The following is a 12,814-nucleotide window of genomic DNA, read 5'->3' on the forward strand; positions in this document are numbered from 1 at the left end:
AGACATACCTGCTGCACAACAAAGAAATATTTTTTTCATGTGATTACTCCTGTTTAACTGTTTATTTATTAATCTGTTTATTGGATGGGTGAAGTATAACAGCAAAATGATAACGGTTTCAGTAACCGGTTTCATTTTTGTATTGGGAATGTGAGCGGAGACAAAATATCAATGTAATTTGCCCTGGTAAGAGAGAATTAGATCACAAACTGGCGTGTTGTAAGGAGGTGTTTTTTGACTTGCGGTATAGGCTTTGTGATGCATATCACGCTTTGTGCGTTGTTTGTGAACAGTGCGGCTGGTGGTTGCTAACTCATTTGCTTGATGCGTCAGATTTTGTGGATATAGGTGATGGCGCTTTGACTCCCTTTTACGCTGATTGCCGACGCAGAGTTGTGGGCTATAGCGGATAGCCGTTTGCTCTATCCGGGAACGTGGTACTTATTTGTTAGCAATCTTCATTATCAGTTAAACTACGTACTGAATTGCGTAAAACCAACTTACCTGAAAATGCATTTTGCTGGCTATCAGGTAAGGGGGAGTTGTTTAAATGGGCTAATAATAACTCAACAGCCCTCTGTACTAATTCATTGGTTTGCAGCGAAACTGAGCTAATAGCCGGTTCAAAAAAATCTAATATCGCGATATTATCCAGGCCAAATACAGAGATATTCTCAGGGATAGATAGTCCCGCTTCATGTATCGCTTTTATCGCACCAATCGCTATATCATCACTAAAACAGCAAAGCGCAGTGAAATTTGTGCAACGCTGTAGCAGCTGTTTACAGGCCAAGTAGCCGCCCTGATAAGAGCGTTCTCCTTCATTTATCAGTAACGGATCCAGTTCAACCCCATATTTATCTAAAGCGTACTGATAACCACGTAAACGGGCTGTCGAGGTTTTCTGGTTTAAGGGGCCTGAAATATAAGCAATCCGTTGATGTCCATGTTCAAGTAAATATTCAACGGGCAGTGCAGCACTCTTTTCATTATCTAACCAGACACAATGGTCGGGATGTTTCGCTAACCTGCTGTGCAGTACCACCAGCGGGACCTGAAATTCTTCAATCAGTGCACTGAGCATCTCTTCATTGAGGTAATTCTCAAAATATGAATTTTGACAATATAAAACAGCATCACAGCGTCTGTCCACTAATGCCCGAATTGACTGTATTCCACCGTCAGGTTGATCACTGACCTGTGAAATAAGCAGGAATTTACCCGATTTATCCGCCATCTCCTGGCATTTTTCGATCAGTTGCGACAGGTAGTGAGGGATAGTCGCTCCCCGGGGAATAACCAATCCGATGGTATTGGTCTGCTGTTTGGAAAGCGATTGCGCTAAAACATTAGGACGGTAATTAAGCTCCTCTATTGCTTTAAAAACCGCTTCCCGCGTCGCTTCCGATATTTTGGCAGTGCCATTTAATACACGGGAAACCGTCGAAACAGCAACGCCTGCTTTACGGGAAACATCCAGCATAGTAGCCATAAATAATACCGACCTTGTTAAGCATAAAAATTAAATGATAAGCCTGTTAATTACGAAAAAGCAGACTAATAAGGGGGATAATTGGGAATAATATCGCAAAATATAAAGAATTACCCGACAAAAGCGATCCACAGTAATCTCTAAACAACATTATTTAATGCGGAAAGACACACCTTAATGGGGAAGGGATTAAAGTGTGCATTAGCATTTGCAAAATAAGCTTAATTAACTGGCTACGGCAATACCGCTATGTTCGTTAATCAGCGCTTGATACCAGTAGAAGCTTTTCTTTTTAGAGCGTTTTAATTCTTTAAGATCAAATTCTTCCCGATTTACATGGATAAAACCGTAACGTTTACTGCACCCCTGATGGGTACTGACCAGATCAATTGCAGACCATGGGCAGTAACCAAAAACATCAACGCCATCGCTAATCGCCAACTGAATCTGCTCAATATGCTGTGCTAAATAATTGATACGGTAATCATCGTTAATCGCGCCGTCTGCTTCAACTTTATCAAAGGCACCCAGGCCATTTTCAGTGACAATCAGCGGCAATGCATAACGTTGATATATTTCACGGAAGGTATTACGGAAACCGACGGGATCAATTTCCCAGCCAAACTCATTAACCACAAGGTTCGGATTAGAGGTGCCTTTAAACATCCCTTTTTCACCGATAGTAATTTGTTGATCGCCGGTGGAGTTTTTAAAGTCGGATTCACCCGCTTCTGCAACGGTTGCCGTATTGTAATAGTTAAAAGCAATAAAATCAGGGTTTGCCTTAGCCATAATCGCCATATCTCCTTCTGCGATATTTGGCAGGGCATTACGCTCTTTTAAGTAGCTCCAGGCAATATTATTGTAACGGCCATAAACCGCCATATCCAAATACAACCAGTTGCGCAGGGCCGAGCAGTTACTGGCAGCTAAGACATCTTCCGGTTTAGAAGAAGCTGGATAAACAGCAGAAATATTTGGTGCAGGACCAATTTTTGCTGTTGGCAACATCTCATGACAAAGCACCATTGTTTTTGCCTGCGCTAATAACATATGGTGATTTTGCTGATACAGATCTTGTAGTGGATTTTCAGTATCGCCGCTTGCTGCAGTGCCAATAGCATCACCGTGTAAAATCATCATATTTTGTTCATTGATGGTTAACCAGTATTTAACCCGATCACCATAATGCTCAAACAGGGTTTTACTATAGTTAACAAAAGCATCTGCAGTGGCACGATTTGACCAGCCGCCTTTTTCAGCAAGTGCATAGGGCAGATCAAAGTGATACATCGTGACAATCGGCACAATACCGTGGGCGATGATTTCATTGATCAGATTATGATAGAATTCAATCCCTTTCATATTAATTTCACCATTGCCTTTCGGGAAGATACGCGTCCAGGCGATGGAGAAGCGGTAGGCTTTCAGCCCTAGATCAGCAAACAATTTCACATCTTCTTTATAATGATGATAGTGATCGCTGGTTACTTTAAAATCTGTTGTTCCCTCGACAACAGGCGCCATATCAATCACCGACGGGCCTTTGCCATCTTCATTCCATGCACCTTCAACCTGATAAGCCGATGTTGATGCGCCCCAGAAAAAATCTTTTGGAAACTCGTCCAGTTTTTTATAAGACATGATTAACTCCTTACTAGTACTTAATGATGACATCCCGCTGCCTATACGAAAAATCAATAAAATTTATGCGCTGCTGACAAACCAGCTTGCTTATTTTGCTCGGGTCTGTTGATCTTTCGAGTTTGTTTTTGCAGCAGAAAGAGCCAACAAGCGCTGCCCTACGGGTTCGGCTAAAGGCGTTTTATTCTTTGTTGCGAGGTACTTACTTAGAATGACGAAGCTGCACACCTCGCGTCGCGATTAAAACGCTTTTATCTCGAACAAAAATTAAACGCGAAAGATCAACAGACCCTAATGTCCTGAATAATTGTTTGGGCAGTAGTTAACCATCCAAACGATCTATTTATAATCCAATTACGGTACAGTGCAAGCGCTTGCATTGCAATATTGACAGGTTCTATTTTGAGATCTAAAACACAATAATGATCTTGCTCAGGGTGAAGAGCAAAACGTATATTGTGATAGCCATTTTTTTATCGTCTCCCTTTAAACCCCTTGATGTCAGAAATCTGACATGCAATGGTGTTATTTTCTAGCTTTACCATGAAATACAATTATGATGGTTTAGGTTGTTTTTAATTTATAATCAGAGAGTTTTACAACACTTTATTTAAGGAAAATTTATGGAAGCCAATCATGTTGAAGTCAGGCATTTAACTAAGCAGGATATGCTGGAACTGCAAAATGCTTGTGCAGATGTATACCAGTTGGATCAACTTAATACATGGGATGATGAGACTATCGATGCCTTGTTAAACCGTTTTCCTGATGGACAGATCTGTGTTTGTGTTGATGGTAAGGTAGTAGGTTGTGCTTTTTCGATAATTATTGATTATGCAAAATTTGGTGATGAACATACTTATGACGAGATAACGTCAAAAATGACTTTTACCAACCATGATCCGGATGGCGATGTCTTGTATGGTATTGAAGTGTTTATTCATCCTGCTTATAGAGGGTTAAGGTTAGCCCGCCGTCTCTATGCGGCAAGAAAAGAGTTGTGTGAGAACCTGAACCTGCGCTCCATTATGGCCGGTGGTCGTATGCCGAATTATTCAAAGCATGCAGATCTGCTGACTGCTAAGCAGTATATTCAGAAAGTAAAAGACAAAGAGATTTACGATCCGGTCTTAAGCTTTCAATTAGCGAATGATTTTTTTGTGCGTAAACTGCTGAAAAATTACCTTGCCGGCGACGTTGAGTCAATGGAATATGCCACGTTATTAGAATGGCCGAATATCTATTATACCCGCTCGGTAAAACTGATTAATGCACCTAAATCCGAAGTCCGTCTTGGTCTGGTGCAGTGGCAGATGCGCAGTATGGCTAATCTCGAAGATCTATATGATCAAATTGAGTTTTTTGTCGATGCGGTATCGGATTATAAAAGTGACTTTATCCTCTTTCCGGAACTTTTTAATGCGCCCTTAATGGCCCAGTTCAAACATTTAAGTATTCCGGAAACGATTCGTAAGCTGGCGGATTTTACCACGACTATTCGCGATAAATTTATTGAGTTTGCGATAACTTATAATATCAATATTATCACCGGCAGCATGCCTTATGTGTACGAAGACAAGCTGCATAATTCAGGATTTTTATGTCGTCGCGACGGCACATGGGAGCGCTATGACAAAGTTCATGTTACCCCGGCGGAAAGAAACAACTGGATCATGACGGGTGGGGATCAAATTAAAGTATTTGATACCGATTGCGGTAAAATCGGCATTATGATTTGTTACGATATTGAATTTCCGGAATACGCGCGTTTACTGGCGGATCAGGGGATGAACATTTTATTCGTACCATTTTTAACGGATACGCAAAATGGTTATACCCGGGTACGGCATTGTGCAATGGCGCGCGCCATCGAAAATGAATGTTATGTTGCTATTGCCGGGGCTGTTGGTAATTTAGCGCACGTAAACCACATGGATATTCAATATGCGCAGTCAGCACTCTTTACCCCCTCTGATTTTGCATTTCCAACCACGGGAATCAAGGCTGAAGCGACACCCAATTCCGAAATGAGTCTGATTATGGATGTCAATTTGGATCTGCTCAAAGCCCTACATAACCACGGTAGTGTGCTTACTTTGAAAGACCGTCGCCATGACTTGTATTCTTTAACAAAGACTGAAAAGAAATAATCTTGATTACGAAAAAGTGATTGATTTGCAAGCCGGATAATTTATATCTCCGGCTTTTTTGTTTGCAAATATTTAATTTGCTGTAATTTCATAAATGATACACGTCAGGCAGCGAACTACTGCACAGTGTATTATGTTGTTAACCAAGATGTCGTCTTCGCTAACCACTAAAAAAGGTTATTGCCAAGACAATATAGAGGGATAAAAATTCGCTATGAAGATCCCGCTTTTGATAAAAAGCGTAAAGAGTTTCTATTTACGCATAAGGGGAATGAAAGATAAACAAGCCCTAATAATCTTTTATAAAACAACTCAGGTGACAGAGATATCTTAACATTATTGAGCAAACTGCAGCGGTTATGGTTTGGCGGATCTGCCGCAGAAAAACACCATGAATTTTTCGGTAAGATCCTTTTTATGGGTGGAGTCAAACCGCGGGCCGATGATTATTGGGAAAATGAACAGTATGTTATTGAACTGCAAAAGCCGATTACTGTGCTTATCACTGCGGGTTTGGACGGGCCGGACGCTGCTCAAATTACTTTTTATAAACAATGCACAGCAGATCTGGATCAGTTATTTCAAAAATGCTGGCCAATTTTTGAGCCGGATTTTCAGATGTGGACGAAGAAAAAATTCTCCGGAAAATGGCAGGATGATTTTGAACTGATAAGTTTAGAAATTCCCTTAAATGGCGATGCTGATAACCCCTGGTCGGTTTGTTATTTTGTCGAGGCTACCAATCATTATTTCAGCGCTTGTTTTGAAAATAATATTGCAGCCTATAATCTTATCGATGGTTAAAAAGTTGACCTGATTTCCCAAAACTGTAAGCCAAAATTGCATATCCTGTTCTTACATGCTCCCTGTTACTCCTAATTTGAATAAAGCCGAAAAATTGTCTGAACTATCTGCAGTAGCTTGCTGCTTTAATCATATTTTTAAGGAATAACTTCGCTTTTCTAAGTAAATACAACAAACCTGCAGAGATCCTTACTACACTCAATAAAAAGATTTATTTTGCTCTTCCGGAAAAGGCCTTCACAGTGAAAAGGGTAAGTTCGATGACTGAAAAAATTATTCATAACGGTTAAGACGATGATCAGCATAGTTATCAAGGCAATCGGAATATGGCTGGTGATAGTCATTGCCGCTATTTTTAATGGCCTGTTTCGTGAAAAGATTTTGACCCCTTTAATCGGCGCCAGGTTTTCGCTTCCTGTCAGCGGCCTGCTTTTATCACTGCTGGTGTTATCTGTTGCCTTTCTCTTTATTCCCTTGCTCAATGAGCAGCAGCAAAGTGTCTATTTTGCGGTTGGCATGTTATGGGTAGCACTGACATTAGCTTTTGAATTCCTGTTTGGCCATTTTGTGCTGGGAAAATCCTGGCAGGAGATCATCCTGGTGTTTGACTTTCGCAAAGGAGAACTCTTTGTTGTGGTGCTTTTGATTACTGCGGTTTCCCCATGGCTTGCTGCTAAAGCAAGAGGTATTTTATAACGCCAGCAGGGGATGATAAATCAAACAGTATGTTAGTTACCTTTTTGCTGTTTACTACCGTTGTATGAACAGCTAACGGTGATATTAGCTTGAGTTATTTTCAAAGTAATGCATAGAGTAAGAGATTAACAAGAGAGGACAGCATGAGTGAAAAAACACAATTTGCAATTGGCGCTGCACAAGGGACTTTGGTTGAACAACTTTGCCGAATGAGTAATCGCCATGGTCTTATCTCCGGTGCTACCGGTACCGGCAAGACCGTCACCCTGCAGGTTCTGGCAGAAAGTTTTTCCCGTTCTGGCGTCCCTGTATTCACTGCCGATATCAAAGGCGATCTCTCCGGGCTGGCCCGTAGCGGAACGCCGCATGCGAAGGTAGATGAGCGTCTGGCAAAAATTCCGTTAAAAACTTATCTGCAACGTGCTTACCCTGTTGTCTTCTGGGATATTTTTGGTGAGCGCGGTCACCCTATAAGATCAACTATTTCAGAAATGGGGCCGTTATTATTATCTAATCTTCTGAGTCTGAACGATACCCAGTCGGGTATTTTATATGGCTGTTTTAAAATAGCGGATGATCAGGGGCTTCTGTTATTGGATTTAAAAGATCTGCGTTCCATGCTGAACTGGATGGGTAACAACGCCAATCAACTGCGCAACGAATACGGTAATATCTCCAGTGCCAGTATCGGTGCTATCCAGCGCCGCTTAATGGTGATGGAAGAGCAGGGCGCTGAATACTTTTTTGGTGAGCCGGCGGTAAAACTCACGGATCTGATGCAGGTCGATTTTTCCGGAAATGGGGTGATCAGCGTTTTTGATGCGACAAAACTGATGGCGCAAGCGCCGCGCGTTTACTCCTCTTTTCTGCTGTGGTTACTCTCCGAGCTTTTTGAACAGCTCCCGGAAGTAGGCGATCACGATAAACCTAAAATGGTTTTCTTTTTTGATGAAGCTCACTTACTTTTTGATCAGGCTCCGAAGGTACTTATCGATAAAATAGAACAGGTGGTGCGCCTGATTCGCTCTAAAGGCGTGGGGATCTACTTCATTACTCAAAGCCCGCTGGATATTCCTGAGGATATTCTCGGTCAATTGGGGCTTAAAATTCAGCATGCTCTGCGTTCCTTTACACCGAATGATCGCAAAGTTATCAAGAGTGTCGCTCAGGCGTTCCCGCCCAATCCTGATTTTGATACCGAGATCGCCATCACCGACCTTGGCATCGGTGAGGCGCTTGTATCCGTGCTGGACAACAAAGGCCGGCCGCTACCTGTACAGCGCACCCTGATCCGTCCTCCTGAATCCTTTATCGGGCCGCTAACGGAGCAGGATCGCCAGGACAGGATAACCCGCTCTCCTCTGGCGGGGCGTTATGATAATGTTGTCGACCGTGAATCTGCCTATGAAATACTCAAGGACCGCGCTAAACAGATGCAGGCGCAGCAGGAACAGGCCGAGCTGGAGAATAAAAACAAAAAAAACAGTGATAAGGCTAAACCAACAGGCGGCAGACAAAGACAGAGCACCATGGAAGCCTTTATAAAGAGTGCCGCACGCGCTATCGGCAGTCAGGTTGGCCGACAGGTAATTCGAGGCATTATGGGATCTATTTTTGGTGGACGTCGTTAAATTAATCTATTGAAAGATATCAGAGTGTTATACCATTATTTTAAATTAAATGGTCAAAATGGCGCAGTAAACTGTATGAAAATGATGATGTTCTTTTTCATTTTAGCCAGCAGGATTGATCCGATAGTGATGCTACATAGTATTAATTAGGGAGGAGATTTTATGGAAATCGATCAGGATAAAATAGATGAGGCGGCATTAGCTCTTTTTTACCTAACTATGCATGAGCGATGCAGAGCTTATAAAGAGCTTGACTGGAAAATAATTCACCGGCTTGCTAAAAAGGGGTTAATTGACAGTCCGGTTGGCAAAGCCAAATCTGTGGTGTTAACCGAACAAGGTGTCAAGCAGTCAGAGGCTTTATTCAACAAGCTATTCAGTAAGTAAAAATCTGTTTAAAACAAGGAAGATAATGAGCAGTTGCACGGAATTTGCGGTATTTGAAGTAGCTAAAGGGAACTTAGAACGGGTTGTTCAGTTAAGTGAGTCTCTATTTTTGGAAATTAATGCCGATAAGAAAGTTATTATTTTCCATGAAATATTGAGGAAAACGGATAATGCAGAAGAGCTATGCTGGCACCTTATCTGGTCAAGCCCCGAGGCGGTAAAGTCGGTCTCAAAAAAATGGGCAAGCTACCCGAGCAGCAGTGAATTAGAGTCATTAGTCGGGAAAAAACGCTATTATGGTCACTTTGTCAGCATTAAAAAATAGCCTCCAGCAGGAAAGGCGATGAAGGATAAACAGGCCCTAAGGTGGATTAGTCAGGATTTGATCTTGCAATTTCAATAAGTGAGTTTTATTAATTCTGACGACTCCTCACAAAGTTAACGATAGCAACTGAAAAGCTTAATGCCTTTATAGAGCTAAGTGCTGCCGTTAACGACTGCTTCACGAACGGCAACTTTTCCGACAAAGCGGACATTAACGCCTCGCATCAGCGGTCGCTCGAAGACCACGAAGCGGGCTTTGGGCGATCCGACTGCATGCGCTTGTAGGGGGGGAATCACTCATGTTGCAAAACATTGATGAGTTTTCCAAATGGATCGCGTATATAAAACCTGCGAACGCCCCATGGTTCATTCTCGGGACCATATTCAATGGGGATATTCGCATTCCTTACTATTTCCAGAGCCGATTCAATATCGTCTACCTCAATTGATAGGTCTGGCACGGATGTTCCTGACCCTCCTTCAGTCGCAATGCTGATTTGAACTCTCATCTCCTCGTTCGAGCCATAAGTGTGAATCCAGCCATGATCCATTAATAGTTCGAGACCGAAGATATCAGTGTAAAATCTAGCTGCCTTCTCCAAGGTTGAGGCTTTAATGTTTGAAACAATGCGCTTGACTTTCAAATCAGCTTCCTATGAATTTACGTTACTCCCTAACGCCCCGCGGTTCGCGTTACTCACACGACTTATCCTTATTAGTTATGTGTTTCGTGTGCACCTTACGAACTCAATCTTCATCAATATGACTCCAGCGAAAACTGTTATTGAAGCAACTGCTAATACGGGGTCTATTGTTTCCAAGTCCACGAACTGACCATACAGCAAAAACAAGCCTATAAGAATAACTGCTGAGCCAATCTGGTGAACGTAAAACTGAATAATTGCTAACTTTGAAGTCGAATTATTGAGCCACAACTTGTGACACAGGCCGTAAATAAAAGAAAGCAAGAAGCCAATTAGCATAAAGTGCGCATGTGTTACGTGTTGACCGTGATTTTTGGATGCGGCCATGTATATGCCCAAAGCAAGACCCAATACCGCATAGCCAAATGCTGTTAAAATAAATTTACGATCCATAGATAACTCCTCAATTATTATAGAAACACATAACAGTGTATTAGTTGGCATTCATACTAATACACATTTGTAATATGCTTATTTAATAAAACATAGACCATACCAAGCATTAAAAACAGTTAGTTAAGACACTACACTTAGGGCTTTTAAATAATAGCTTTACAGGTGGGAAAGTTGTTAATCTGCATTTATATAGGTATCTATAAATACATTTTGTATTTTTTTATTATTTAAATACCCAATGCAGTTGGTTAGTGTAAAAAATCTGTTAACCGGTTAACGTCCGCTTTGTGCACAAAGCAGTCTTTATTTGGTGCCTTTCTAAGTAGTCATATATAAATTGTCAGGTAGTTACTCAATGTATCAGTTATCCGTTTGGGGCTGCGGCTTCAGCCGCGCCATCATCAAGCTCGGCTAAAGTCGAGGCCCCGTGGCAACGTTCTGTATATAGACAGTACGGAATTGCATAAAATACCTGATAACTTTTCACTAAGTACTTAGTATCTAAATTAAGTTAGTAATGTGGGATTAACAGGCAAACTTAATTATCAGGTTAGGTCGTAACTCATATTCAAAAGTGTCAGGTCAGATATGAGCTACTATATACATAACGACTACATGCATAACTAAGCGTGAAACTACGTTGCGCCGGAAAGCCGATACCCCTGACGCAGTCCCACTTAACTTTAAATAAGCTTGAACGGTTTTGGGCGTAATAATTTGCTGAGTAACTATTTTCATCTTTGTTGCAAGTGCTTTCCAGCGTATTAAACATGTCCGTCATGATAAGGTATTATAAAAAATTGTTGATCTCTTTGTTATATAAGTGATTTCTGTGCATGGAGGAGAAAGCGGGGCTATCATATATAGCAAGCGGTCTGGATTTGTGGAGCAGGTTTGCATAACAGCCGATTGCTCAGTTTGGCCTGAGTTAATGCACTTTTGTTTGCACCATACGGACTGGCTGTTGTGTGTAGCCTGCTTCAAAGATGAGATAAAGATACAGGAAGATTTTTCCTCTTCACATGGAGAACGTCGTTATGTTTGGTTTTATCAGCAGAAATATCATTACCGGCCTGGTGACAATACTGCCAGTAGTGCTAACGCTATATCTTCTTTATTGGTTTGCCGTATCGGCAGAAGCGATGCTCGGCAGTTTGATGCAGTTGGTGCTTCCCCAGGACTGGTATTGGCCGGGAATGGGGCTGGTAGCCGGGTTGCTGGTTGTCTTCCTTGCAGGTCTACTGATGAATGCCTATCTGGTGCAGCGCCTTTTTGCCACAGGCGAGCAGCTCTTTTACCATATGCCTTTTATCAAATCGGTGTATCGGGCTATGCGTGACTTTTTTGACTATTTCTCGCCGGCCAGTAAAAAGGAATTTGATCAGGTGGTCGCGGTGACCATTGGCGAGACCAACATGCAGGTGGTAGGTTTTGTCACTCAGGCGATACCGGATAAGATGCCACCCTCTTTTCGTGAAGATGACTGCATCTTAGTTTACTTTCCTCTGAGCTATATGATAGGCGGTTACACAGTAATGGTTCCGCGCGACATGGTTCGTAAGCTGGATATGAAAATAGAAGAGGCGATGCGCTTTACCCTCAGCGCCGGAGTCACCGGAACAAGTCCTCCTGGAAGTAAGGACGGGCATTCCCATGCAAAGAAAAAATAACTCTGTCACACACCGTGCTTGTTAGCTTTTGGAAGTTATCCGTTTGCGTCGGGGGGAGTTGTCTTTCCAGAGCGGGTTTGCGGGACAGTGCTTTTATTCGTCCTATACTTAAACCTAATCTGTTTTTGCTGTTACCTGTTTAAATAATCGGGTAGTTGCCGTTGTAGTTTGTTTTACATGACTTGGGATTTTTATGAAAAATATGCAAAAATTCAAAGTGTTTATTTTTGTATTCTGCTCCTTCTTATTTGTGAATGGAGTGCTGGCTCAGACAACATCCCATCTGCTCGATAGTATGAGGTTTAATGGTGAAAAAGGTCGGCAGCTTGATCCCGATGAAAAGGAGGAGATCGTTTTTGAAAATGGTCGCTTTATCTCCACGACCTGTAACAAATACAACTTTTCTGATGCACCTTATTCTGCTCCAAGGTTGGAGACAGTGTCCACTTTAAGGCGGTCACAACAAGCTCTACCCATGGCCAGATTGTATGTCAGGGGTGGAGGATGGCGAGCAGGCAAATGCAACTTTTGTATGAACCAAGGAGAGGTGGTATTGGGATACCCATAGAGAGTACTGGTTTCAGGGAACCCTAATACCAATCTGACTAATTATCTGCTCATTTTAACAAGCATAAATGAATAGATAATTATCGTATTTGGTATTAAACATCCAGTTGATGGTTGCACGCTCTGCATTTTTACGAGCTTCCCAAGCGGCCAACTCTGAATGAAGTTTGTCCCAGCTTGGGATCCTGCGATCAAGACACTGTTGATTCATATTGCCTATTTCTATCTCCACCATATTCAACCAACTGGCATGCTTAGGTGTATAATGAAACTCCAAACGTTTTAATATTCTCAATGCCTCTTCAGGTGCAAATGCTTTATACAAAGAACCCGCTTTGTGAGTGCTGTA

13 protein-coding genes are annotated in these 12,814 nt (G+C 42.0%); 8 read left to right on the forward strand and 5 right to left on the reverse strand.

The window, feature by feature from the left end:
- Nucleotides 1–448 precede the first annotated feature (448 nt).
- Nucleotides 449–1,492 carry a LacI family DNA-binding transcriptional regulator gene (locus ABZA00_RS13280; protein WP_372882647.1) on the reverse strand — a complete coding sequence of 348 codons (1,044 nt, stop codon included), beginning with the start codon at nucleotides 1,490–1,492 and terminating at the stop codon, nucleotides 449–451.
- Between the two features lie 225 nt (nucleotides 1,493–1,717).
- A complete protein-coding gene (locus tag ABZA00_RS13285) occupies nucleotides 1,718–3,136 on the reverse strand; it encodes a glycoside hydrolase family 1 protein (protein ID WP_372882648.1) in 1,419 nt (472 codons plus the stop codon).
- A gap of 623 nt (nucleotides 3,137–3,759) precedes the next feature.
- On the opposite strand from ABZA00_RS13285, the gene ABZA00_RS13290 reads away from it, so the two are divergent.
- From ABZA00_RS13290 to ABZA00_RS13315, 6 genes are all read left to right on the forward strand, one after another.
- Nucleotides 3,760–5,286 carry a GNAT family N-acetyltransferase gene (locus ABZA00_RS13290; protein WP_372882649.1) on the forward strand — a complete coding sequence of 509 codons (1,527 nt, stop codon included), beginning with the start codon at nucleotides 3,760–3,762 and terminating at the stop codon, nucleotides 5,284–5,286.
- A gap of 339 nt (nucleotides 5,287–5,625) precedes the next feature.
- Nucleotides 5,626–6,090 carry a hypothetical protein gene (locus tag ABZA00_RS13295; RefSeq protein ID WP_372882650.1) on the forward strand — a complete coding sequence of 155 codons (465 nt, stop codon included), beginning with the start codon at nucleotides 5,626–5,628 and terminating at the stop codon, nucleotides 6,088–6,090.
- 294 nt (nucleotides 6,091–6,384) lie between these two features.
- Complete coding sequence (locus ABZA00_RS13300) at nucleotides 6,385–6,786, forward strand: hypothetical protein (RefSeq protein ID WP_372882651.1); 402 nt, start codon at nucleotides 6,385–6,387, stop codon at nucleotides 6,784–6,786.
- 143 nt (nucleotides 6,787–6,929) lie between these two features.
- The gene (locus ABZA00_RS13305) at nucleotides 6,930–8,417 is read left to right on the forward strand and encodes a helicase HerA-like domain-containing protein (protein ID WP_372882652.1); all 1,488 of its coding nucleotides are present in this window, start codon (nucleotides 6,930–6,932) and stop codon (nucleotides 8,415–8,417) included.
- A 162-nt stretch (nucleotides 8,418–8,579) separates the two neighbouring features.
- Entirely contained in the window at nucleotides 8,580–8,804 is a 225-nt protein-coding gene (locus ABZA00_RS13310) for a DUF6429 family protein (RefSeq protein WP_372882653.1), read from the forward strand.
- Nucleotides 8,805–8,829: 25 nt separating this feature from the next.
- Nucleotides 8,830–9,129 (forward strand): hypothetical protein, encoded by a 300-nt coding sequence (locus tag ABZA00_RS13315; protein ID WP_372882654.1) that lies wholly within the window; start codon nucleotides 8,830–8,832, stop codon nucleotides 9,127–9,129.
- A 292-nt stretch (nucleotides 9,130–9,421) separates the two neighbouring features.
- On the opposite strand, the gene ABZA00_RS13320 is transcribed toward ABZA00_RS13315, so the two are convergent.
- A complete protein-coding gene (locus ABZA00_RS13320; RefSeq protein WP_372882655.1) occupies nucleotides 9,422–9,772 on the reverse strand; it encodes a VOC family protein in 351 nt (116 codons plus the stop codon).
- A 75-nt stretch (nucleotides 9,773–9,847) separates the two neighbouring features.
- A complete protein-coding gene (locus ABZA00_RS13325; RefSeq protein ID WP_372882656.1) occupies nucleotides 9,848–10,225 on the reverse strand; it encodes a TonB-dependent receptor in 378 nt (125 codons plus the stop codon).
- A 1,025-nt stretch (nucleotides 10,226–11,250) separates the two neighbouring features.
- On the opposite strand from ABZA00_RS13325, the gene ABZA00_RS13330 reads away from it, so the two are divergent.
- The gene (locus tag ABZA00_RS13330; protein ID WP_372882657.1) at nucleotides 11,251–11,898 is read left to right on the forward strand and encodes a DUF502 domain-containing protein; all 648 of its coding nucleotides are present in this window, start codon (nucleotides 11,251–11,253) and stop codon (nucleotides 11,896–11,898) included.
- A 193-nt stretch (nucleotides 11,899–12,091) separates the two neighbouring features.
- Nucleotides 12,092–12,466, forward strand: a complete 375-nt coding sequence (locus ABZA00_RS13335; RefSeq protein WP_372882658.1) for a hypothetical protein — start codon at nucleotides 12,092–12,094, stop codon at nucleotides 12,464–12,466.
- Between the two features lie 54 nt (nucleotides 12,467–12,520).
- Here the strand turns inward: ABZA00_RS13335 and ABZA00_RS13340 are convergent.
- On the reverse strand, nucleotides 12,521–12,814 hold a 294-nt coding region (locus ABZA00_RS13340; RefSeq protein WP_372882659.1), incomplete at its 5' end, for a transposase.

This window comes from Psychromonas sp., from assembly GCF_041586535.1.
Taxonomy (GTDB): domain Bacteria; phylum Pseudomonadota; class Gammaproteobacteria; order Enterobacterales; family Psychromonadaceae; genus Psychromonas.